The organism is Bacillus sp. PS95 (assembly GCF_037963565.1).
GTDB classification, from domain to species: domain Bacteria; phylum Bacillota; class Bacilli; order Bacillales; family Bacillaceae; genus Bacillus; species Bacillus subtilis.
Genome location: NZ_CP150160.1, coordinates 1,903,165 through 1,927,271 on the forward strand (window position 1 = coordinate 1,903,165; position 24,107 = coordinate 1,927,271).

Genomic DNA, 24,107 nt, shown 5'->3' on the forward strand with positions numbered 1-24,107 from the left:
TCCGTGAATACAATAAGAAATAAAGTATTTCTCGGGAAAGCGCAGGATTCCTTATTGTTCCCGAAAAAAGCAATTGTTTCGACACATGATAGGCGTTTGTCACAATCGGCATCCGCTTGAATATCATATAGAGAGAACAGAGAGGTGAAGATGTTGGAGCGCGCTGTGACTTATAAAAACAACGGACAGATCAACATTATTCTGAACGGGCAAAAGCAGGTGCTGACGAATGCTGAGGCAGAGGCGGAATATCAGGCTGCATTGCAAAAAAACGAAGCAAAGCACGGCATTTTGAAGGAAATCGAAAAAGAGATGAGCGCATTAGTTGGGATGGAGGAAATGAAACGCAACATCAAGGAAATATACGCCTGGATTTTTGTGAACCAAAAACGCGCGGAGCAAGGCTTGAAGGTTGGAAAGCAAGCGCTGCACATGATGTTTAAAGGAAATCCGGGAACGGGAAAAACGACGGTTGCACGGCTCATCGGCAAGCTGTTCTTTGAAATGAATGTCCTGTCAAAAGGCCACTTAATAGAAGCGGAGCGGGCTGACCTGGTCGGGGAGTATATCGGACACACCGCCCAAAAGACGAGAGATTTAATCAAAAAGTCATTAGGTGGCATTTTGTTTATAGACGAAGCCTACTCGCTGGCAAGAGGCGGCGAAAAGGACTTTGGGAAAGAAGCGATCGACACACTTGTAAAGCATATGGAAGACAAACAGCATGAGTTTATTTTGATACTCGCTGGATATTCACGGGAAATGGATCATTTTCTCTCGTTAAATCCCGGTCTCCAATCAAGATTTCCCATCTCCATTGATTTTCCGGATTACTCTGTGACCCAGCTCATGGAGATTGCGAAACGAATGATCGATGAAAGGGAATACCAGCTCAGTCAAGAAGCTGAATGGAAATTGAAAGATTACTTAATGACAGTGAAAAGCACGACAAGTCCCATTAAATTCAGCAATGGACGTTTTGTCAGAAATGTGATCGAAAAATCGATCAGAGCACAAGCCATGAGGCTTTTAATGGGAGACCAATACTTAAAAAGCGACTTGATGACCATCAAAAGCCAAGATCTTTCCATTAAAGAAGAAGCATCTGGATCTGCATAGACCTCTCTGTTTTTGAGAGGTCTGTTTTTTGCTCGTATTTCCGCTTTTCAAAGCAATCGATTTGTGGTATACACATGCAGGGTTTGGTATGATAATACTACTGCCCAATATGCAAAAGAAAGGAACATCCATTTGAACGAACAAGAAACGATTCAGGAGAAAGCCATTTTAGTCGGATGTCAGCTGCCGCATATCACGGATGAGCATTTTGAAAATTCTATGGAAGAGCTAGCATCTCTGACAAAAACAGCAGACGGAAAAGTACTGACCAGCGTCACACAAAAACGGAACAGGGCTGACGCCGCTACATATATAGGAAAAGGGAAGGTAGAAGAGCTGAAGGCACTGGTGGAAGAGCTTGAAGCTGATCTCCTCATCTTTAATGATGAACTGTCGCCAAGTCAGCTGAAGTCATTGGCAACAGCAATTGAAGTGAAGATGATTGACCGCACGCAATTGATATTAGATATTTTTGCAAAGCGGGCGAGAACGAGAGAAGGCAAACTTCAAATTGAGCTGGCTCAGCTGCAATATGCACTGCCGCGTCTGACGGGACAAGGGATCAATCTCTCCCGGCAAGGCGGAGGAATTGGGGCAAGAGGTCCCGGGGAAACGAAACTGGAAACCGACCGCCGCCATATCAGAAATCGCATTCATGAAATCAACACACAGCTTTCAACTGTCATTCGCCATAGAAGCCGATACCGTGAAAGAAGAAAGAAAAACGGTGTGCTTCAAATTGCGCTTGTCGGCTATACAAACGCAGGGAAATCAACATGGTTCAACCGCCTGACGAGTGCTGACAGCTATGAAGAAGATCTCCTGTTTGCCACGCTGGACCCGATGACCAGAAAAATGGTCCTGCCAAGCGGCTACAGTGTTCTTCTTTCAGATACAGTAGGATTTATTCAGGATCTTCCGACGACATTGATTGCTGCATTCCGCTCAACGCTTGAGGAAGTAAAAGAAGCGGATTTGATCCTGCATTTAATTGATTCTTCAAATGAGGATTATGCGGGACATGAAAAAACAGTGCTTGGGCTTCTCGAGGAGCTTGAAGCAGATGATATCCCGATGCTGACGGCTTACAATAAACGTGATCAAAAACTGCCTGATTTTATACCGTCCGCCGGAAGGGATCACATTATGGTCAGTGCGAAATTTGAGGACGACGCTGCAGCCTTTAAAGAAGCGATTCAGCGCTATTTGCGCCAAGAACTGTTAACGTCTTTTGAAGCACATGTGCCGGCAAGTGAAGGGAAGCTCCTTTCCAGAATCAAATTGGAAACGATGGTAGACCGCTTCTATTTTAATGAAGAAAATGAACAGTATGACATATCCGGCTATGTCCAAGAAGAGCAAAGTATCATCGGTGAATTAAAGAAGTATATGTAGGAAGGAAATATAAAGACATGTTTGACACATTAACACACGGAGAATTATTGAAGAAAACGGCAATGGAAGTGGAAGCGGACATTGCCGGCATTCATAAACAAATAGAAGAAATCAGCGAGCGAAATGAGTGGAGAGTGCTTCAAAGCTATAGAAAACACAAAGTAAGCGACACTCATTTCACGCCGTCTACTGGATACGGCTATGATGATATCGGAAGAGACACGCTTGAAAGCATATATGCGGATGTGTTTGGCGGAGAAGCGGGGCTTGTAAGGCCGCAAATCATTTCAGGCACACATGCCATCTCAATTGCTTTGTTCGGTGTCCTCAGACCGGGGGACGAGCTCCTTTATATCACGGGCAAGCCGTATGATACGCTAGAGGAAATTGTGGGCGTCAGGGGTGGAGAAAACGCTGGTTCGTTAAAGGATTTTCAAATCGGCTATAATGCGGTTGATCTGACGAAAGACGGAAAGATAGACTATGATGCAGTCGCCGCTGCGATCAATCCGAAGACAAAAGTAATCGGCATTCAGCGCTCAAAAGGATATGCGAATCGCCCTTCTTTCTTAATTAGTGAAATAAAAGAAATGATCCGTTTTGTAAAAGAAATCAATGAAAACCTGATCGTCTTTGTGGACAACTGTTATGGAGAATTTGTGGAAGAGCTTGAGCCTTGCCATGTCGGAGCCGATCTGATGGCGGGATCTCTCATTAAAAATCCCGGCGGCGGCCTTGCGAAAACAGGCGGCTACCTCGTCGGAAAAGCGAAATGGATTGAAGCTTGCTCATACCGTATGACGTCACCCGGTATCGGCAGAGAAGCGGGGGCATCTCTTTACTCGCTCCAAGAAATGTACCAAGGCTTCTTTTTGGCGCCTCACGTAGTGTCTCAAAGTCTAAAGGGAGCGGTGTTTACAGCGAGATTCCTTGAAAAGCTCGGCTTCACTTCAAACCCGAAATGGGATGCGAAAAGAACGGATTTAATACAATCCGTTGAGTTTTCTGACAGAGAAAAGATGATTGCTTTTTGCCAGGCTATTCAATTTGCATCGCCAATCAATGCTCATGTGACGCCTTATCCAGCCTACATGCCTGGATACGAGGATGATGTCATTATGGCAGCAGGCACGTTTATTCAAGGAGCAAGCATCGAATTATCAGCTGATGGCCCTATCCGCCCGCCGTATGTAGCGTATGTTCAGGGAGGATTAACCTATTCGCATGTGAAGAATGCCATATGCAGTGCAGTGGATTCATTGATGGAAAAGCAATTAATTTAAATTTTTTAAAAATTTCTCTGAATTTGATGTTAAGAATCCTTACATCGTATTGACACATAATATAACATCACCTATAATGAAACTAAGTTAAGAAAAGGAGGAAATTGAGATGAGTGATAATATTCGCCGCTCAATGCCTTTATTTCCAATAGGAATTGTCATGCAGTTAACTGAGTTATCAGCAAGACAAATTCGATATTATGAGGAAAATGGACTGATATTTCCAGCCAGAAGTGAAGGAAATAGACGATTATTTTCATTTCATGATGTAGATAAACTGTTAGAAATCAAGCACCTGATAGAACAAGGTGTAAACATGGCAGGAATTAAACAGATTCTGGCGAAAGCCGAAGCCGAGCCAGAACAAAAACAAAACGAGAAGACGAAAAAACCAATGAAACATGATCTGTCCGATGACGAACTGAGACAGCTCCTGAAAAACGAGCTCATGCAAGCCGGCCGTTTTCAAAGAGGGAATACATTCCGTCAAGGCGACATGTCCCGCTTCTTTCATTAATCCGTTAGCAACTGTTTTGCTATATACATTTACCTTTTAAGAGGAGGAATTTTACCAAATGGCAAAGTACACTAGAGAAGATATCGAAAAATTAGTAAAAGAAGAAAACGTGAAGTATATCCGTCTTCAATTTACTGACATTCTTGGAACAATCAAGAATGTTGAGATTCCTGTAAGCCAGCTTGGAAAAGCGCTTGATAATAAAGTCATGTTTGACGGTTCTTCTATTGAGGGATTCGTTCGTATCGAGGAGTCAGACATGTACCTGTATCCAGATCTAAATACATTTGTTATCTTCCCATGGACAGCTGAAAAAGGTAAAGTAGCACGTTTCATCTGTGATATTTATAATCCGGATGGCACACCTTTCGAAGGTGACCCGCGAAACAACTTAAAACGGATTCTGAAAGAAATGGAAGACCTCGGCTTCAGTGATTTTAACCTTGGACCTGAGCCTGAATTCTTCTTATTCAAATTGGACGAAAAAGGCGAGCCAACGCTTGAACTAAACGACAAAGGCGGATATTTCGACTTAGCTCCAACTGATTTAGGAGAAAACTGCCGCCGCGATATCGTACTTGAGCTTGAAGAGATGGGCTTTGAAATCGAAGCGTCTCACCACGAAGTAGCACCTGGTCAGCATGAAATCGACTTTAAATATGCTGGAGCAGTCCGCTCTTGTGATGACATCCAAACATTTAAACTAGTTGTCAAAACAATTGCCCGCAAACACGGCCTGCATGCGACATTTATGCCAAAACCATTGTTCGGTGTGAACGGTTCAGGTATGCACTGCAATCTATCACTCTTCAAAAATGGTGTTAACGCATTCTTTGACGAAAACGCAGATCTTCAGTTAAGTGAAACAGCGAAACACTTCATTGCAGGTATCGTGAAGCACGCAACAAGCTTTACAGCAGTAACAAACCCGACAGTAAACTCTTACAAACGTCTTGTTCCTGGCTATGAAGCACCTTGCTATGTAGCATGGAGCGCGCAAAACAGAAGCCCGCTTATCCGTATCCCGGCTTCTCGCGGCATCAGCACACGTGTTGAAGTACGCAGCGTAGACCCAGCTGCAAACCCATACCTTGCACTTAGCGTATTGCTTGCTGCAGGATTAGACGGAATCAAAAACAAACTGGAAGCGCCGGCTCCAATCGACCGCAACATCTATGTGATGAGCAAAGAAGAGCGCATGGAAAACGGAATCGTTGACCTTCCAGCAACACTTGCGGAAGCGCTAGAAGAATTCAAATCAAACGAAGTTATGGTCAAAGCGCTGGGCGAGCACCTATTCGAACACTTCATCGAAGCAAAAGAAATCGAATGGGATATGTTCCGCACACAAGTTCATCCTTGGGAGCGCGAACAGTATATGTCTCAGTATTAATCTCTCAATCCCTTGGCACTAGTGGTGTCAGGGGATTTTTTGATTGGTTAACAATTTTGATAACTTAATATAAATCATAGAGCGCCCACAAAACACCCACAAAAAAACAATAAAAAATTACTCCATAATAGTGGAGATATAATTTTCGTACTTATTCATTGAATCCCTATCAATCTTTTTGCTGATATGTGAGTAAATATCTGACGTAACTTGAATACTTTTATGACCCAGTCGTTCTTCTACATATTTCATTGAAGCACCTGACTCAAGGAACAAAACAGCATGTGTGTCATGAAGGGCGTGAATAGGGAGTTTCTAGACCAGCTTTATTTAGTATACGGACAAAAGCATTATAATGTGAACCATCTTTGCGAGTGAAGACTAAGTTAAGGTCATGGTGATAGATCCCGTTAAGCTGAAGTTTATCTTTGTTTTGTCGTTTTCTAAGTTCGTGAAGTTCATTTACCAACCTTTGATCAATAGTAATAATACGCCTGGATGTATAAGTCTTAGGGTCGCCAAATAATTCATCTTTTGAAGCTGCTTTAAAATCTAGAGTTTTAGAAATTGAGCTGGTTTTATTTTTTAAATCAATATCTGACCACTGTAAAGCAGCAGTCTCGCCTTTGTGCATGCCAGTATTTCCGAGTGTTTTAAAGAAAATATAGTACATATAACCATATTCATATGCTACACGTAAAAAAAGAGGTATGTCATCGCAATTGATAAACTCCATATAGTATTCTCATTTTTTATTTGTTTTAATCTCGATACCATAACAAGGATTTTTTTGAGCTTTCCTAATATTGCTGCTTTCTCCATTGCATTTCGCATTGTTGTGTGGATAATTTTGGTGGTTCATATAAGAATTGGTTATCGTTGCCGCTCGGCCGTCTGTCGGGAAAACTGCTTTTTGCTTAAACGTTGCGGCAAATTCTATGGGTAGTTCAGTAAATCAATATAGCGGCGGTGCAGTAGGTATTTTCTCTCTTGAAATGTCACGTAAGCAGCTCTTAAAAAGAATGGCGTCCATTCTCGGAAATATCAATGCAGATGCAATGAGAACAGGAAATTTGACAGCTAATGATTGGAACAAGCTTTCACAAGCAAATGATATTCTCGGTTCCGCTGATCTAAGAATATTTGACCGCCCGGGCGTCACAGTAAATGAGATATGGTCAAAGGCAAGGAAAATGAAACGGGAGTATGCGGGCAAGGATATCTTGATCATTATTGATTATTTGCAACTGATTACAGGTTCAGCAAAGCACAGGGGGAACAGAACACAGGAAATAGGCGAAATAAGCCGTATGCTCAAGCATATGGCTCGAGAGTTAGACATTTGTGTGATTGCTCTTAGTCAGCTTTCAAGGGGCGTTGAACAGCGGCAGGATAAGCGCCCGATGATGTCTGATATTAGGGAATCAGGGCAAATTGAGCAGGACGCGGATGTCATTGGGTTTCTTTATCGGGACGATTATTATGACAAGGAAAGCGAAAGTAAAAACATAATTGAAATCATTATTGCTAAACAGAGAAACGGTCCTGTTGGTACTGTCTCATTGGCGTTCATTAAAGAATATGGATTGTTCTTAAATTTGGAGCGCAGGTTTGAAAGTTAGAGATTGGTATCGAGAAGCGCTGCGGCATAATTATTATTCTCTCATTCTGCTGATAGAGTTTTTGGTTTATGAGAAGAAAACCATAAACCTGCAGGATCCGGAACAGGCGCTAAATTTTTATTTACAGGAAAGATTTAAGGATAAAATGAACGCTTATTTGTTGGCATACGAGCAGCGGGTTAAGGAAGGAAACAAGAGATTTGGGGATTGAATATTGAAATCTAATTTGGTTGGGAATTATTGAAACTATCTTCCATTCAGATCGTAAGATTAGTTGGAGGAGGGATAATATGAATATAGATAAAGAAATATTTAAGATGGCACTAGAGATAAAACGTGCTAAGAGTTTCAAAAATGTGTTTTGGATATCATCTTTTTTAAAATCTAAAGAAGACCGAAGGAAAAAGAGGCTTTTCTTCTTTCTGGGGGTTGTTGGTATAATAGCTTACTTTCTAATCGGAAGGGAATTTTTATTTAAAAATTTATATTATTTATTTGAAGAATTAACTGCTATATTAAATATCTCAAAGTCTAACGCTATTATATTCACTATAAGCCTTTCAATCTTTCCAATTATGGCGATAATTGCGATTACTTTAAGGAAATACGCAATGTTGGTTGACCCTGAATGGGAGATTGGTGATTTATATTATTCACTTTCATATAGGGCCATAAAAAAACATTTAAACAGAAAAAAATATAATGATAAAGTTATTGAACAACGCATTTTACCTTATATAATTTCGAAAAACTCCAATCTTGAGTTATATTCAATTGGTTCATTTCTTAAAGTTGTTATACCATCTATTGTAGTAGCTATACCTGTTAGTATTTTTGGGATAGGCTTTACAACAAGTATTAATGATAACACAGCCAATCTAGGAGATTTTAAGAGCTTTTTATTAGCCCTTGGAGTTATTACAGGTATGTTATGGTTTATTGGAGCAGCATCATTTAAAGCACTACCTTCTTTAAATATTTTTAGTGAAAAAAAAGCATATAAGGAACTTGAGCTAATTTTACAAGGATATTTATTAGAGAAAGAAGTTAAACTTGATAGTAGAAAGAAGATAAAGAGAAAAGTTTAAATTATGTCCAAGACGGAAAGCCTGCGGACACTGAGCCTACAGCTATAACGCTGTTTGTTTCGGTGTTCTTTTTTTTACTAAAGAACTCCCTACTGACAACAGATTGATATGTGGGGTTAGCACGTTGAGGGGGAGATTGTAAATTGATAAAATAGGATGATAAAGAAAAAGAAGGTGTTAATTGATGAATTTAGTAGATAGCTTTAAAACGCTTTTGGCCTCCTTTGGAGTGCCTACTATCGTTATTACAAGTATATTCATTGCTGCGAATCTTTTTAAGGTTTTTCAGCCTATTACTATGTTTTCTTCAGTTGTTTTTGAACAAAAGCTGTTCTCTAAGGAAAAAATGTTCATTGTTAAATTATGCAAGTACATTTTTTATACATTAGCCTGGATGGTTATTTTTGCCTCCTTAGGGGAGACATTAAGAGAAAAACTCAATTGGGATTATAATAGAAACTGGTCTGTTACAGCTGAAGTCATAATAGGGATAATAATTATTGTCCTTGTATCTTTAAATGAAATAAGAAACCCTGAGCATAAAATGTATAAGATAAAATCTAATGGTTTTTTTAAAATTTTTATGGTTTGTTTATATTTGTTGCTTTTATTCATTTTCTACATTCAGGTATATTTATTGCTCGCTTTTCCTCAATTCAAAGAATTTGATATGTTAACTGCTGCTATATTGATGTTTTTTATAACTTGTACTGCGATTCCTGTTATAACAGGTATTGTATTTAAGTCGATTAATTTAACATACGAGAAACATGTTTTTATAGAAGATGAAGATAAAAATGAGTGGTTCATATTACATCCAATAAGTAAGGAAGTCATTTTATTGGGAGATAAATATGACCCTAGATTATGCACAAAAACTATGGTAGTGAAATTAGAAGACTTATATAAAAAGCCGATAAAAGTCTATAAAAATTAAGTCCAAGACGGAAAGCCTGCGGACACTGAACCTACAGCATTAGCGCTGTTTGTTCGGTGTCCTTTTTATTTTGAAGAATCAGGAGGTTAAATATGAATCAAATGACATTAAACCTGCGAATGAAATTCATTCGTAATGCTCGGCGGAACAATGCTCTATAAGTTGGTGTAACCTTTGGTAAAAAATCATCTGGCACCTGTAAGAGATATAGCCGGTATTGATCAAGTAGCTTCTCTGCTTTTGCTTTAGTGGCTTCTTCATCAATCTGAGCAAGGGCTGTTAACCGGCTTGCTCAAAGAGAACGGCAGATCATTGTCATGCTCTATATGCAGCCGGAAGAAATGTATGATTATGAAGTGTATGGTGAAATGGACCTAAGCGCGCGCAGCTATTATCGTGTTAAAGCAAAAGCGCTGTATAGGTTGGCGTTTGCTCTAAGGGAAGAGGTTTATAAAAAAAAGAGTTTTTAAATTAACTTGTTTTGTTTTTAAGGCTTGTCCTAAGATGAGTCTTTTAAATTTTATCAAGATAATGCTAAAAAAGAGCATTCAAATATTGTATAATTAGGTAGGATTTATGTCTATTGAACAATATAAAAATAAAGAGGATGATGATAAGTGGATCTAGAAAAAATAATCTTAGCTGTAATTGGTCTTTTGGCAGCAGGCGCTGCAGTAACTTTTACATTATCTAAAATTAGATCAAACAATAAAGCAAGAGGTGAAAATGCTGTAAATCAAACCGGAAATTCTAATAATGCAATTGTTGGTAACAATATTCAAATAGGGGAACAAAATAAAAATGGTAAAGAGTAGAAACTCGATAAACCAAGAAGGGAATAATAACGTTGCAATCCAGAACTCTAATATCACTTATGTAAATTTGTCAGCTAGAGAGCATGTTAAAGTCCTAGCAAAACAATGCCAATTTGAAAGCATAATTCATATTATTGAAGATGTAAAAGATGAGTTTGGTAAGCTTCATCCGTTTTATCCTAACTATAAATATAAAATTACTAATTATGCTGACAGTGTGCTAGTTGAACACATACCCAGATCCAATGAAATTGCTAAAAGTCTGCCTTTAAAATTGCAAGGGAAAATTATTATTCCGGGTGCTAATATGAAAGGATTTAGTAAACTAGAGGATCTGCTTTATGATGCTTATTTAAAAAGAGAGTCGATTGAAATTGAAATGAAGTCTTTACAAGCAATTATAGGCGAACATGAAGTTGATACACCAATGATTGATAAATTTATTTCAGCAAATAAGTGGTATATAGCACCTACTGAAGTTCCCAAAACATATAAAGTAAAATATTTTAAGAAACAAGGAGATATGGAATCGGTTATATTTGAATATTTGGAAGTGAGTATGACAGAGGATAATAGTAAGTATATTGTTTTAGATAATCGCTGGCAAAAGAACACTAAGGTCTATTTTGGAATAAAAATTTATAAGGAGGGTTTGAAGACCAAAATAAATATTAAAATTAAAGAAGAATTCAAGAGAAATATAGAGGCCAACCTGCTTTATTTAAACTTTGTGGACCAATCTTACAAAAAAGAGGAAGATGCACAATTTGTGCTTAAAGACCTCGAAAATAACATCAATTACTTTGTTTTTAATGCTGGCAAGATTGGTGTAATAGAAAGCATTGATGATTTGACATATAAAATAAAAACTCTAGAAAGGCTTATCGAACTTGAAAGGAATTTAAATGTTGAATTTATTTTAAATGAGCTTAGTAAGGATGATATTGAAAATATTTTAAGACTAGAAGCTATTTGTTCAGTATCAAAAACCTTTTCGCAAAAAATAAAAGATTCTAATTTCTTTGATCTTGAAGCTAAATATCTAAAACAACTTGTTAAACAAGGCCAATACGGAAAATTAGAATTTGAATTAGGTAAAGGGAATATTACATTACTGAATGTCAAAATCCCTTATGAAAATCTTAGAGTATCATTTTCTTCTTGTGGTATCGATAATTATGAGCAAGTTTGTAAAAAACTAGAGTATCTTGATGATAACGATAAAACATCAATTAGGCTTATTCCACTAGATGAATATATTTTATATAAAGAAATATATGATGTGTAGGTGGCATAAGGTTGCGGCAAAAAAAAGATAAGTAATGAAAGAATCAAGTAGTTCATCTAATTTTAAAAACGGATGAACTTTTTTTGAATAAACCATATTGAAAAAGTGTTCAAACTTATTTTTAGCAGTATAACTTGAATATAGTAATGGCAGGGGTTCTGGGAATTGGACACAATAACATACGTGTAATTCGTGGATTATGTGGCTATGCCAATAGTTAAGAGAAAAAAGGAGAATAAAATGGTATATGGTAGCTGGGCAAATACTTATAAGATGTCGAATCAAAGATACACTTGTGCATACTGTGATTCGTTAGTTGCGCCAAGTATGGGCTATTTATGTGAGCGAGCTTTGGGTAAGCCTTTAGGAAGAATTGTGATATGTCCTAATTGTAATAATCCTACTTATTTAAAATCTGATGATGTTGGTGGAGTAATTCAGTATCCTCACCCAAGTTATAAGGAGAAAATAGATTATCTTCCTATAGATATTGAGAGTATTTATAACGAAATAAAAATTTGTATTAATAATCAAGCATATACTGCAGTAGTGTTATTATCCAGGAAGATATTAATGAATGTTGCTGTGGATTCAGGTGCTAAAGAGGGTAAAAGATTTATAGAATATGTTGATTACCTCGAAGACATAGGAACTATACCTAAAGATGGTAGAGGGTGGGTTGATGTTATTAGAAAAGCGGGAAACACAGCTACTCACGAAATTCCATCAATAGATAGTAAAACAGCACATGATGTTTTAACTTTTTTAGAATTTTTATTAAGAATAAAATATGAAATGCCCGGTAAAATGGCCAAAGACTATAATGAATAGATTTTGGCACAAACTTGGCATGATAAGGGCACAACATTTTGCTTTCAGTAATGTATTATGGTAATAGGTAATAAATCGACAGGCGCTTTCCCAATCGGGAGGGCGCTTTTTTTAAATAGGAGGTCATCATGCTACCTGAAAGGGATTTACACTTACTAGCTTAAAACACTGCCATAAAGCACAATATAACTACAGCAATGTACATTAGGGTTTGTGCCAACTACGTGTCTCAGGTTGCCCTTGGCAGGATGCTGATATCGTAGAGGCTTCGGGGACCTTGGTGACTATGGTAAGCATAACCTATTAGCAGTTGAGCGTATTGCACGTATAAGCGAAATGCATCCATACAGCAGAGTTAAAGGATTACTTCATCACTCTTATGAGAGTTTAGGAATTAAGAAGAGTGATGAGAGCGGAGAAACTATAGAACCAAAGTTGTTGTGGTAAGAGAACTTTTACAATAGGAATGAGCGAGGTGAAGGGTATGCCCCTTAAGCCCCTAAGAGTATGCGCTGCCCCTGGGTGCCCCAGCCTCACCCGTGGTCGGTACTGTGATACACACCAGACACAGCAACAAGAAGAAACGAAACATTACAACAAATATTCAAGAAATAAAACAATAACAAGTTTTTATAAATCAATAGATTGGAAACGAACAAGACAACTTGCATTGATACGAGACAATTATCTTTGTCGGCATTGATTGAAAGATCATTGCTTCACTCCGGCTGACATGGTGCATCACATAGTGGAAGTAAAAGAAGATTGGGCGAAAAGATTAGATTTGGACAACCTTGTCAGCCTGTGTAATGCCTGTCACAACAAGGTTCATGGCAGCAAGGGCAAGTGACACTCCCCCCCTATCCAAATCTCTGGAAAGGAAACGTTTGGAGAACGGCGCCCCCTCTTCTGCAAACAAACACCGCTTTTCAAAGTTCCGGAAAAACAAATTACCCTCCCGGCGAAATTGCCGAGAGGGCTTGGTACGACTGGTTTTGTTATTACTTCCATCGTATCACGATTGGTGAAAAAAACAAGCAAAAAATGCAATTTTTTTGATGTGAAATGAGGTGAGAACATGCCGAGGCCTGCAAAATCCGCGACGCTTCAATTGATACAGGGCAACCCAAATAAAAAGAATACGGAAGAGCTGGCCGCCCGGGCTGAGCACGAGAAGAAAATGAAAATGCGATCCGATAATATAAAACCGCCAACGTGGTTGGATAAGGTCGGGAAAAAAGAATTCAAACGGGTTGCTGCTCTATTAACAGAAGTTGAAATCATCACGGAAGCGGACATCAGCATGTTGGCTGCCTATTGTAATGCCTATTCGCAGTATGTATCAATTTCTAAAATTATCGAAGAAGACGGGATCATGGTCCATACGGAAGGAAAAGACGAAGACGGCAAACCAATAAAGCTTGTTGGTGAAGAGCATCCGTTATTAAAGCGGCAAAAGAATTATTTTGATCAAATGAAATCAGCAGCGAATGACTTTGGCCTTACACCGTCTGCCCGGGCAAAACTTGCTATCACCCGTACCCAGGAAGAGCGGGAAAAGACGGCTGCGGAGAAGGAGTTTAGAAACGTATGAAGACAATCAAACAATTTCTCATTGATTACTCGCGCGATGTGATATCGGGTGAGATTGTGGCGTGTGAAAAACACATTTGGGCCTGCGAGCGTTTTTTAAATGATGTGAGTCGGGAAGGCACAAGGGAGTTTCCTTATGTGTTTGATGATGAAAAAGCCCGCCGGTTTCTTTATTGGATGACCCAGTTTAAACACACGAAAGGACCTTTGCTGGGAGCTCAAAGGGGATGACGTAAGGCAGATTCAAAAAGCGCTGGCTGCGCTTTATTTCTACCTGGATAAAAGGGGCGAAGAATAACGGTATTGATGGCGTGTATGTCCCGAAAACAGCAAATGCAGTCAAACGTTTCCAGCCAGTAAACAGTCTGACTGCTGACGGCATTTATGGTCCGAAAACGAAAGCAAAACTTGAAGCACTATTAAAATAATATAATAATCCTCCCTTGCTAATTGTGACATTACGTATCAAAAATAGCCCTTTAGTAGCTGACTTTTTTTGTTACAATGATGGAAATAGTAAGGGGGGATAATATGGCTTTACTTCGCTTTATAAGTTTGTACGGAATAGCCATCATTATATTGGCGGTCATAGCGAATTTTGCTCCATTTTTGGCGATGCCGTTATACTATATTGCCGTAGCTGCATTAGTCTTTCTGATTGTTTATCTGATATATCATTATACCCGAAAAAACAGTGGGAGGAAAAAGTAAAATTGTAAAGAAATGTATATAAGAGGGCGAGGTGACTGATAAACAGGAGGAGATTATCGTGAAAAAGATATTGCTTTTTTGCCTGACTTTCTCTTTGGTATTTAGTATCTTCGGTGAAGCAGCGAGCGCAGCACCTAAACAAAAGTCACAGCAAGATATTACTGACATTAGAAATTACGTTGAAAAAACAGTTCCTTTGTTGAAATCTAGCCTAGAAAATCTACCCAAAAACTCTTTTTTGGAAAAAATCGAAAAAGTAATTTCGAATCACTACAAAAACAATCCAGCACCTAAAGCATTTAGCAATCCAGACATATCGCTTTATGATGTTTTCCCAGAAATGAAATCAGAACTAGAAAAATTCAACGGTAAAGCTTTCAATATGAACAGCTTTATGGCTGAACAAGAAAAAAGCAAATCCTATGGGGATGTGCTTACTTTTGAAACACAAAACAGTACGGTTAAGGTTTATCTAGGTGATCTGGGGGATATCCAGATACTTGAGCAAAAAACTTTAACTGACTCTCCAGACTCTGATGCAAGCGTCCAAGGCACTACAAAAACAGAAAGGACCACTGGTATTGCTTATGGACTTGGTGGACCGAAGCTCTTCACACTTTGGGCCGAAGGAAGATTTAAATATGACGGCAAAAAAGTTTGGGCTACTTATAAAGATGGCGACTATCAGCGCCACCCGATGGGGACAGCTTTGGCAATCTCTCCTAGGGTATTAGGACAAGACCGGGACGCCAGCCATGGAGGATATGCCTATAGAGAGGTTTATTCACGTATATATGTTGAATCCATTGTAGGTTTTAAATGGGCCGGCATCGTTTTAAACTCAGCTCTTGTTGAGGCGTTTATAGGGTCTACTGCAAAAGGAAGTGTTTACGGAGGCGTGAAGAAAGTGTAAAGGTAATAACCTCGCCCGAAAAGCCCGTCTCATAAGGCGGGCTTTAAATAATCCATAATTTCTTTTCTTTATCCCAAGAAAGAGCACCTTAACGAATTAAGCTTTTTGTAGTCTCACGTATTTCCTGTTCACTTTATCCGGTCTTTCTTTTTAATTCTGGCAAAGTCGGGTTCTTTCCATATAAACGCATGTTAACGATATGATCCGATATAACTTACGTTCAAAATCATTCATGTTACAAGCCTACTTAATAATTTTTCTCAATAATTTGTTAGTGGCTTTACCAGCAGCACGGCGAGCAATTCTTTTCCCGAGCGTTCCTTTTATTGCGGCTTGCACATTACCCAAGATGCGTGCTAAAGTATATAAAAATCCGCGGCTTTGTAAAGACTCAAAATGGTTACTCCCTTATCAAGTTCATACATTAATTATAACAGAAGAGAAATGCCCATATTGCCCACGGTTTGCCCACACTTTTTTATAAACCATTGCAAACCAGTTCAAATAGACATATAATGATGCCTTGCAAAAAGCCTGACGTAATAGGATTTAGTTATAAATGGGTTGTATTCTAAACCCTAGAGGAACAATTGATCTGATGGTCACTAAAGTTAAGATATATTCTAAGTTTATGACCAAAATCAAGACCAAAATTTGACCGAAAAATATAACTAATCATACATACTGTATTACAATTTTATACGAATGAACTTACTGAAACGCGTGATAAATAAGGGTTTTCATTGTTATACATTATGTATATTATCTAAAGAATCATGTTCCGCACGCAAGTATATTCTTTAGAACGCGAACAGTATATGTCTCAGTATTAATCTTTCAACCCCTTGGCCTATTGGTGTTAAGGGATTTTTTATGTTAATAGGTAATAAATCATGGAGCGGCACTGCTAAAAAGCAGGGTCACTTTTATCTATGTCACTAATAAGTCTATGTACTAAATTTTCAATTAGGAAAATAATTCTATGCTTAAGGAAAGCAATACGCATAAATAATTCGACAAACTCTATGATAATTCCATTGTTCAATACTTCTACCAGCAATAATAAGATGAGTAAGGTAGATGTTTATCATTGACATCATAACCAAATAAATCAATAATTACGATGAAATCTAAATCAATTTTCAAAAAGGAGATTTCTATGAAAAAATTGACTATCTTCTCCGGGGGATTAGGAGCGGTTTTTTCTGTACTGGCTCAACTGTTTGCGGTTATAGATGACTCTTACACTTTGGGGAATTTATGGTTTTTAGGTGCTTTGGCGGGAATTATAACCATGCTTGCTTCAATCCAGACAAATAATAAAATAGCCTTCAGCATATTATTAATTATTAGTTCAATAATAGGTCTACTTGGAACTGGTCTTATATACATCATACCAACACTGTTCAATATAATAATAATTTATAAATTTTCAAAAGTAAGCCAATGGTAAAATAAAGGTTCTTTTTTTATTTAGCATCCCTTTGACAAGGCCGGTAATGAATCGCAGAATGTTTATGCTTGCAACTGGTCCACACAGCTGGGGCTTCCGTGGGCATGATTATCGAACGCCATGTTTCTAGGATACCGGAATTGAAACATTTGCTGAGTCATTTCGTGAAGTTGATCACCAAATGTCCATTTCAATAGAGGCACGTCTAAAGAAGCTATCATAGGAGGACAATACTGTGTGGAAAGCTTTTAGTCAATTACTCAAGAAACAGAAAAATCAAAGTCCAAGCGATGAAGATTATATACAGATTCCAGAAAAGGATTTTAATCTAGAATTAAAACAAATGATATTTGAGTTGGAGAGCCTGGGGGAAGTAGTATCGAAAAAGCTGCAGAATAAGTATGCAGGTGTTTTTGAAGCTCAGGATAAACCAAATCTCAGCATCAAAGTTTGTAGAGACATAGATGGAGATGTGCTAAATGATTTTACAGCTGAGAGATGTTTTGAAAAAGAATACCGTTCACAAATAGCAATTAATTACTATCAACCTGCAATAGTCTGTGATGAAGAATACAAACAATTCGAGAAATAAAAAAGAAGGCCGCAAAGCGCTTTCAATCAACTGATGAAGCTAAGAAAAGCGTTTAAGAATTAGCTGACTTGGGTGACAGCGAGTTTTCCGGGAAGGGTGCAGACAACATTAAAGCATTTTATCATGATCATGCCGGCATTACAGATCAATGTATCAATCGGATTGACATGGAAATTGCTTTCTTAAGCATCATTAACTTGTAGATGCAAAGATGTAAGATAATTACATAGAAGAGTCATTTTTAAAACATGAGCTGGCTAACGATTACACAAAATCAAAATTCATATGTCTGAACAAAAGAAAACGATGAAAGAATTGAATAAATATCTTAAGAGGAAAAAAAAGTGAATTGGTCAAAGGAATTGAAATATTTAAAAGGGCTATTAGGCTCCAAAACGCTTGCAAAAGATTTAAAAATCCAAATGAATGTTTAAGTATTTGTTTTCAGGTTTAGTGATAACTATGTCTATACTTAAAATTATATCCATTTGATAATCCAGAGAGAAAACCTTAATGTCCCGTTTAATAGGGGAAAGAACTATGATATCTCCTAGTCACCAATATATAAGAAATGGGACAAGCAAAGATTTGTTAGGCGCAACTTTAATTAAATAAATAAAATAGCAATCTTGTGATAATAGTAGCTAAGCTGTTGGTACCCTTGCCAGCAGCTTTTATAAAACGTTTTTTTGACTTTGAGTTGCTCTTTCTTAGTCTGATAAAACTTCTTCATTAGCGTCCGCTTCTCAATCTAGGATATGTGAAATCCTCAATCGCATTGCAAATTCCCGAAAAGCTTTTTCTGTCTTTAAATCAAGTCCAAACTTCATTCTCTCGGACGTCTAAGAAGCTAATTTACTGCTTCTTCTTTTCAGGTTCCATGTACCGGTCTTTACAGTGTCTGGGAGAAAAAGTGATTCGGGGCATTCATCTTTTTTTTATTTCAGCTAGCGAAGTGAAAGACCGATGGCATTTTTCCTGCATATAATAGCTGGAACTATTCAAAAAGGCAGGGAATGAAGTTGAGTGAATGATGTGATTGTAAATGGAGGTTTTGAAACAGGCAATCTGACGGGCTGGGCTTCTGCAAATACGTCCGTTATTAATACTTTTGCCCATTCTGGAAGATATTCCGCACAGTTTTTCAGTAACCAGCCGTATGCTTTTTTAGGGCAGATCGTGCCTGTCGTTTCTGGACAATCTCTGATATTCATCGTTTCGCTTGGGAGAATTGGAAACAATTCAAGTCCCCAAGTAACTATACAAATTTTATTTGTTAACAGTGAAGGCGAAGAGATTGAAGGCGGACAGGAAATTATCATTGCTTCCGGAAATTTGCCAAATGTCTCATTTAATACATGGAATGAAATATATAGAACAATTGAAACCCCCGCTGAAGCAGTAAACGCAGTAGTGGTAATAAGCAAAACTACTTTTGGGTCTGTTCTAATTGATGATGTTTCTTTAATAGAGTCTGCTGGGGGAATTGGACCGACTGGACCAACAGGTGCAACGGGAGCAACAGGCGCAACCGGTCCAACTGGAGTAACGGGAGTAACAGGGGCAACTGGTGCGACGGGAGCAATTGGTGCAACTGGTGCAACCGGATCAACAGGATCAACAGGACCAACCGGAGCCACTGGATTAACAGGATTAACAGGACCAACTGGTGCAACGGGAGTAACCGGAGCCACTGGATTAACAGGATTAACAGGAGTGACTGGGTCAACCGGAGAAACTGGCGCGACCGGAGCAACCGGATCAACGGGACCAACCGGAGCAACAGGAGTAACAGGAGTAACAGGATCAACTGGACCAACCGGATCAACGGGAGCAACAGGAGAAACAGGAGAAACAGGAGAAACTGGATCAACCGGAGTAACCGGTCCAACCGGAGCAACCGGAGCAACAGGAGCTACAGGAGTAACTGGTGCAACTGGAGATACAGGACCAACCGGTCCAACAGGATCAACAGGATCAACAGGATCAACAGGATCAACAGGACCAACCGGAGCCACTGGATTAACAGGATTAACAGGACCAACTGGAGTAACAGGTGCAACAGGAGAAACAGGAGCAACAGGAGCAACCGGAGCAACTGGTACAACAGGAGCAACTGGTGTAACCGGATCGACGGGAGTAACAGGAGAAACTGGTGCGACGGGAGTAACCGGTCCAACTGGAGCAACAGGAGCAACTGGTGTAACCGGATCGACGGGAGTAACAGGAGAAACTGGTGCGACGGGAGTAACCGGTCCAACTGGAGCAACAGGAGCAACCGGAGCAACAGGAGTAACCGGTCCAACTGGAGAAACTGGAGCAACAGGATTAACTGGAGCAACCGGAGCAACTGGTGCAACGGGAGTAACCGGTCCAACGGGAGAAACCGGAGCTACAGGAGTAACAGGATTAACTGGAGCAACAGGAGCAACTGGTGTAACCGGATCGACGGGAGTAACAGGAGAAACTGGTGCGACGGGAGTAACCGGAGCAACAGGAGTAACAGGATTAACGGGAGCAACCGGAGCCACTGGAGCAACAGGATCAACAGGATCAACAGGAGCAACCGGAGTAACCGGTCCAACAGGAGAAACTGGCGCAACAGGATTAACAGGATCAACAGGACCAACTGGTGCAACGGGAGTAACCGGTCCAACAGGAGAAACTGGTGCAACAGGATCAACAGGATCAACAGGAGCAACTGGAGAAACAGGAGCAACAGGAGCTACTGGGGTAACTGGTGCAACAGGAGCCACTGGTGCAACAGGAGCAACAGGAGCCACTGGTGCAACAGGAGAAACAGGAGCAACTGGTGTAACCGGATCGACGGGAGTAACCGGTCCAACAGGAGAAACTGGAGCAACCGGATCAACAGGATTAACCGGTCCAACAGGATCAACAGGACCAACTGGTCCAACAGGAGAAACTGGTGTAACCGGAGTAACTGGACCAACAGGAGAAACTGGTGCAACTGGAGTAGCAGGATTAACAGGACCAACAGGAGAAACTGGTGCGACGGGAGTGACTGGGGCAACCGGAGTAACTGGAGCCACTGGAGTAACAGGATTAACAGGATTAACAGGAGCAACAGGGCCAACAGGACCAACTGGTCCAACAGGAGAAACTGGTGCGACGGGAGTAACTGGGGCAACCGGAGTAACTGGTGCAACTGGAGTAGCAGGATTAACAGGACCAACAGGAGAAACTGGTGCGACGGGAGTAACTGGGGCAACCGGAGTAACTGGAGCCACTGGAGTAACAGGATTAACAGGATTAACAGGACCAACAGGAGAAACTGGTGCGACGGGAGTAACTGGTCCAACAGGAGCAACTGGTGCAACAGGAGTAACCGGAGCTACAGGAGAAACTGGCGCAACAGGATCAACAGGATCAACAGGAGAAACCGGAGCTACAGGAGTAGCCGGTCCAACTGGAGCAACTGGTGCAACAGGAGAAACCGGAGCTACAGGAGAAACTGGCGCAACAGGATCAACAGGATCAACAGGAGAAACCGGAGCTACTGGGGTAACTGGTGCAACTGGTGCAACTGGAGCTACTGGGGTAACTGGAGCAACAGGAGCAATTGGTGTAACCGGATCGACGGGAGTAACAGGAGAAACTGGTGCGACGGGAGTAACCGGTCCAATAGGAGAAACTGGCGCAACAGGATCAACAGGAGCAACAGGAGTAACCGGTCCAACAGGATCAACAGGAGCAACAGGATTAACCGGTCCAACAGGAGAAACTGGCGCAACAGGAGCAACAGGACCAACTGGTCCAACGGGATCAACAGGATCAACAGGAGAAACCGGAGCTACAGGAGCTACAGGAGCTACAGGAGTAGCCGGTCCAACTGGATCAACAGGAGAAACCGGAGCTACAGGAGTAGCCGGTCCAACTGGAGCAACTGGTGCAACAGGAGAAACCGGAGCTACTGGGGTAACTGGTGCAACTGGTGCAACTGGAGCTACTGGGGTAACTGGATCAACAGGATCAACAGGAGCAACAGGATTAACCGGTCCAACAGGAGAAACTGGCGCAACAGGATTAACAGGATCAACAGGACCAACTGGTGCAACGGGAGTAACCGGAGCAACAGGAGTAACAGGATTAACTGGACCAACAGGAGAAACTGGTGCAACTGGAGAAACAGGAGCAACCGGAGTAACTGGTGCAACGGGAGCAACCGGAGTAACCGGTCCAACTGGAGCAACAGGAGCAACTGGAGTAACAGGATTAACAGGAGAAACCGGAGCTACAGGAGTAACAGGATTAACTGGAGCAACAGGATCAACAGGATTAACCGGTCCAACAGGAGAAACTGGAGCAACAGGATCAACAGGACCAACTGGTCCAACAGGAGAAACTGGTGTAACCGGAGTAACTGGACCAACAGGAGAAACTGGTGCGACGGGAGTAACTGGGGCAACCGGAGTAACTGGTGCAACAGGAGTAACAGGAGTAACAGGATTAACAGGACCAACAGGACCAACAGGACCAACTGGTCCAACAGGAGAAACTGGATCAACAGGATCAACAGGATCAACAGGAGAAACCGGAGCTACTGGGGTAACTGGTGCAACTGGAGCTACTGGGGTAACTGGAGCAACAGGAGCAATTGGTGTAACCGGATCGACGGGAGTAACAGGAGCCACTGGTGCGACGGGAGTAACCGGTCCAATAGGAGAAACTGGCGCAACAGGATCAACAGGACCAACTGGTCCAACGGGATCAACAGGAGAAACAGGAGCAACCGGAGCTACTGGGGTAACTGGTGCAACTGGAGTAACAGGATTAACAGGACCAACAGGAGAAACTGGTGCGACGGGAGTAACTGGTCCAACAGGAGCAACTGGTGCAACAGGAGAAACCGGAGCTACAGGAGAAACTGGCGCAACAGGATCAACAGGATCAACAGGAGAAACCGGAGCTACAGGAGTAGCCGGTCCAACTGGAGCAACTGGTGCAACAGGAGAAACCGGAGCTACAGGAGAAACTGGCGCAACAGGATCAACAGGATCAACAGGATCAACAGGAGAAACCGGAGCTACTGGGGTAACTGGTGCAACTGGTGCAACTGGAGCTACTGGGGTAACTGGAGCAACAGGAGCAATTGGTGTAACCGGATCGACGGGAGTAACAGGAGAAACTGGTGCGACGGGAGTAACCGGTCCAATAGGAGAAACTGGCGCAACAGGATCAACAGGATCAACAGGAGTAACCGGATCGACGGGAGTAACAGGAGAAACTGGCGCAACAGGATTAACAGGATCAACAGGACCAACTGGTCCAACGGGATCAACAGGAGCAACTGGATCAACAGGAGCAACTGGATCAACAGGAGCAACAGGATTAACAGGAGCAACTGGTGTAACCGGATCGACGGGAGTAACAGGAGAAACTGGTGCGACGGGAGTAACCGGTCCAACAGGAGAAACTGGCGCAACAGGATTAACCGGTCCAACTGGAGCAACAGGAGCAACGGGATTAACCGGTCCAACAGGAGAAACTGGTGCAACAGGATCAACAGGATCAACAGGATCAACAGGATCAACAGGATTAACCGGTCCAACAGGATCAACAGGAGCAACAGGAGTAACCGGTCCAACAGGATCAACAGGAGCAACAGGATTAACAGGATCAACAGGACCAACTGGTGCAACGGGAGTAACCGGAGCAACAGGAGTAACAGGATTAACAGGATTAACTGGACCAACAGGAGAAACTGGTGCAACAGGATCAACAGGATCAACAGGAGTAACTGGTGCAACGGGAGCAACCGGAGTAACCGGAGCAACTGGAGTAACAGGAGTAACAGGAGTAACAGGAGAAACTGGTGCAACAGGAGTAACCGGAGCAACTGGGGTAACTGGAGCAACCGGAGCAACTGGGGTAACTGGAGCTACTGGAGCAACTGGGGTAACTGGAGCAACTGGGGTAACTGGAGCAACTGGGGTAACTGGATCAACCGGATCAACGGGAGTAACAGGATCAACAGGGGTAACAGGATCAACAGGGGTAACTGGAGCAACCGGAGCTACTGGATCAACCGGATCAACAGGACCAACAGGAGCAACGGGAGTAACAGGACCAACCGGTTCAACCGGGGCAAATCCACAGCTGTTTTACAGTGAAATAGCAGGCCCCGTTCCGCTTGCTATTAACGGTACTGAAACGTCGATTGGTACTTTAAGTGTGCCAACAGTCGCAGGACAATTAATAAAATTAGACCTTGCCATTTCTGTAGATGTTACAACGACAGCTAACTCAAACTTTACTTTTCAAACCAGAATTTATAGAAACGGAGTATTAGTAGATACACGCTCCGTCCAAAGAAATATCAGCGCTGCAATCACGTCAAGATTTCCAATTGCTACAACGTATGTAGATGCTACCACGGTCACAGGCACGACTTCTTATGAGATTAGGATAATCTTCACAACAGTAAGTAATGTGAGTGGCAGCAACGCACTAAACCTAGATATAAATGCTATTAGGTTCCCTTAATAATAGAGAATTAAAAAATCACTTTTTTAAAAAAATTCAAGCATATGAAA

17 protein-coding genes and 8 pseudogenes are annotated in these 24,107 nt (G+C 41.0%); 22 read left to right on the top strand and 3 right to left on the bottom strand.

Features of this window, described 5'->3' with window-relative positions; all coding sequences use genetic code 11:
• Positions 1-150 precede the first annotated feature (150 nt).
• The 5 genes from spoVK (at position 151) to glnA (ending at position 5,707) form a co-directional block, all read left to right on the top strand.
• Positions 151-1,119 carry a stage V sporulation protein K gene (spoVK, locus tag NSQ12_RS09615; protein WP_003231746.1) on the top strand — a complete coding sequence of 323 codons (969 nt, stop codon included), beginning with the start codon at positions 151-153 and terminating at the stop codon, positions 1,117-1,119.
• Positions 1,120-1,251: 132 nt separating this feature from the next.
• Positions 1,252-2,514 (top strand): GTPase HflX, encoded by a 1,263-nt coding sequence (hflX, locus tag NSQ12_RS09620; protein WP_339176545.1) that lies wholly within the window; start codon positions 1,252-1,254, stop codon positions 2,512-2,514.
• 17 nt (positions 2,515-2,531) lie between these two features.
• Complete coding sequence (locus tag NSQ12_RS09625) at positions 2,532-3,797, top strand: aminotransferase class I/II-fold pyridoxal phosphate-dependent enzyme (RefSeq protein WP_029317829.1); 1,266 nt, start codon at positions 2,532-2,534, stop codon at positions 3,795-3,797.
• Between the two features lie 109 nt (positions 3,798-3,906).
• Positions 3,907-4,314 (top strand): transcriptional repressor GlnR, encoded by a 408-nt coding sequence (glnR, locus tag NSQ12_RS09630; RefSeq protein ID WP_003238341.1) that lies wholly within the window; start codon positions 3,907-3,909, stop codon positions 4,312-4,314.
• A gap of 58 nt (positions 4,315-4,372) precedes the next feature.
• Entirely contained in the window at positions 4,373-5,707 is a 1,335-nt protein-coding gene (gene glnA / locus NSQ12_RS09635; protein ID WP_003231737.1) for a type I glutamate--ammonia ligase, read from the top strand.
• A 289-nt stretch (positions 5,708-5,996) separates the two neighbouring features.
• On the opposite strand, the gene NSQ12_RS09640 is transcribed toward glnA, so the two are convergent.
• On the bottom strand, positions 5,997-6,443 hold the full coding sequence (locus tag NSQ12_RS09640; protein WP_231940252.1) for a site-specific integrase: 447 nt from the start codon (positions 6,441-6,443) through the stop codon (positions 5,997-5,999).
• A gap of 130 nt (positions 6,444-6,573) precedes the next feature.
• Between NSQ12_RS09640 and NSQ12_RS09645 the strand changes: the two are divergent.
• The 4 genes and pseudogenes from NSQ12_RS09645 to NSQ12_RS09660 all read left to right on the top strand — a co-directional run.
• A pseudogene (locus tag NSQ12_RS09645) lies at positions 6,574-7,329 on the top strand (DnaB-like helicase C-terminal domain-containing protein); the annotation flags it as partial.
• Entirely contained in the window at positions 7,319-7,540 is a 222-nt protein-coding gene (locus tag NSQ12_RS09650; protein ID WP_029726456.1) for a hypothetical protein, read from the top strand. The pseudogene NSQ12_RS09645 and the gene NSQ12_RS09650, both read left to right, overlap by 11 nt.
• Before the next feature lie 79 nt (positions 7,541-7,619).
• Positions 7,620-8,417, top strand: coding sequence for a hypothetical protein (locus tag NSQ12_RS09655; protein ID WP_317680293.1), 798 nt, complete (start codon positions 7,620-7,622; stop codon positions 8,415-8,417).
• 184 nt (positions 8,418-8,601) lie between these two features.
• Positions 8,602-9,354: a hypothetical protein gene (locus NSQ12_RS09660; RefSeq protein WP_029726454.1), complete on the top strand. Its 753-nt coding sequence runs from the start codon at positions 8,602-8,604 to the stop codon at positions 9,352-9,354.
• Positions 9,355-9,470: 116 nt separating this feature from the next.
• Here the strand turns inward: NSQ12_RS09660 and NSQ12_RS09665 are convergent.
• A pseudogene (locus NSQ12_RS09665) lies at positions 9,471-9,619 on the bottom strand (ArpU family phage packaging/lysis transcriptional regulator); the annotation flags it as partial.
• 7 nt (positions 9,620-9,626) lie between these two features.
• Here NSQ12_RS09665 and NSQ12_RS09670 point away from each other — a divergent pair.
• The 5 genes and pseudogenes from NSQ12_RS09670 to NSQ12_RS09690 all read left to right on the top strand — a co-directional run.
• Positions 9,627-9,824, top strand: a pseudogene (locus tag NSQ12_RS09670) (ArpU family phage packaging/lysis transcriptional regulator); the annotation flags it as partial.
• Positions 9,825-9,971: 147 nt separating this feature from the next.
• Complete coding sequence (locus tag NSQ12_RS09675; RefSeq protein WP_339176548.1) at positions 9,972-10,169, top strand: hypothetical protein; 198 nt, start codon at positions 9,972-9,974, stop codon at positions 10,167-10,169.
• Positions 10,156-11,457 (top strand): hypothetical protein, encoded by a 1,302-nt coding sequence (locus NSQ12_RS09680; protein WP_339176550.1) that lies wholly within the window; start codon positions 10,156-10,158, stop codon positions 11,455-11,457. The genes NSQ12_RS09675 and NSQ12_RS09680 overlap by 14 nt, the downstream gene beginning before the upstream one ends.
• 207 nt (positions 11,458-11,664) lie before the next feature.
• Entirely contained in the window at positions 11,665-12,288 is a 624-nt protein-coding gene (locus tag NSQ12_RS09685) for a DUF4145 domain-containing protein (protein ID WP_339176552.1), read from the top strand.
• A gap of 484 nt (positions 12,289-12,772) precedes the next feature.
• Positions 12,773-13,138, top strand: a pseudogene (locus tag NSQ12_RS09690) (HNH endonuclease).
• Here the strand turns inward: NSQ12_RS09690 and NSQ12_RS09695 are convergent.
• Positions 13,067-13,237: a hypothetical protein gene (locus tag NSQ12_RS09695; RefSeq protein WP_165394432.1), complete on the bottom strand. Its 171-nt coding sequence runs from the start codon at positions 13,235-13,237 to the stop codon at positions 13,067-13,069. The pseudogene NSQ12_RS09690 and the gene NSQ12_RS09695 overlap by 72 nt on opposite strands.
• A gap of 129 nt (positions 13,238-13,366) precedes the next feature.
• On the opposite strand from NSQ12_RS09695, the gene NSQ12_RS09700 reads away from it, so the two are divergent.
• The 8 genes and pseudogenes from NSQ12_RS09700 to NSQ12_RS09735 all read left to right on the top strand — a co-directional run bounded on the left by NSQ12_RS09700 (position 13,367) and on the right by NSQ12_RS09735 (position 24,057).
• Positions 13,367-13,882, top strand: a complete 516-nt coding sequence (locus NSQ12_RS09700; protein WP_029726445.1) for a phage terminase small subunit P27 family — start codon at positions 13,367-13,369, stop codon at positions 13,880-13,882.
• Positions 13,879-14,091 (top strand): annotated as a pseudogene (locus tag NSQ12_RS09705) (terminase large subunit); the annotation flags it as partial. The gene NSQ12_RS09700 and the pseudogene NSQ12_RS09705, both read left to right, overlap by 4 nt.
• A gap of 10 nt (positions 14,092-14,101) precedes the next feature.
• Positions 14,102-14,309 (top strand): annotated as a pseudogene (locus tag NSQ12_RS09710) (peptidoglycan-binding domain-containing protein); the annotation flags it as partial.
• A gap of 341 nt (positions 14,310-14,650) precedes the next feature.
• Complete coding sequence (locus NSQ12_RS09715; protein ID WP_173614106.1) at positions 14,651-15,505, top strand: hypothetical protein; 855 nt, start codon at positions 14,651-14,653, stop codon at positions 15,503-15,505.
• A gap of 1,159 nt (positions 15,506-16,664) precedes the next feature.
• On the top strand, positions 16,665-16,958 hold the full coding sequence (locus NSQ12_RS09720) for a hypothetical protein (RefSeq protein ID WP_339176555.1): 294 nt from the start codon (positions 16,665-16,667) through the stop codon (positions 16,956-16,958).
• A gap of 235 nt (positions 16,959-17,193) precedes the next feature.
• A pseudogene (locus NSQ12_RS09725) lies at positions 17,194-17,280 on the top strand (hypothetical protein); the annotation flags it as partial.
• A gap of 294 nt (positions 17,281-17,574) precedes the next feature.
• A pseudogene (locus tag NSQ12_RS09730) lies at positions 17,575-17,857 on the top strand (T7SS effector LXG polymorphic toxin); the annotation flags it as partial.
• 719 nt (positions 17,858-18,576) lie between these two features.
• On the top strand, positions 18,577-24,057 hold the full coding sequence (locus NSQ12_RS09735; RefSeq protein ID WP_339176557.1) for an NTTRR-F1 domain: 5,481 nt from the start codon (positions 18,577-18,579) through the stop codon (positions 24,055-24,057).
• The last annotated feature ends 50 nt before the right edge of the window (positions 24,058-24,107 follow it).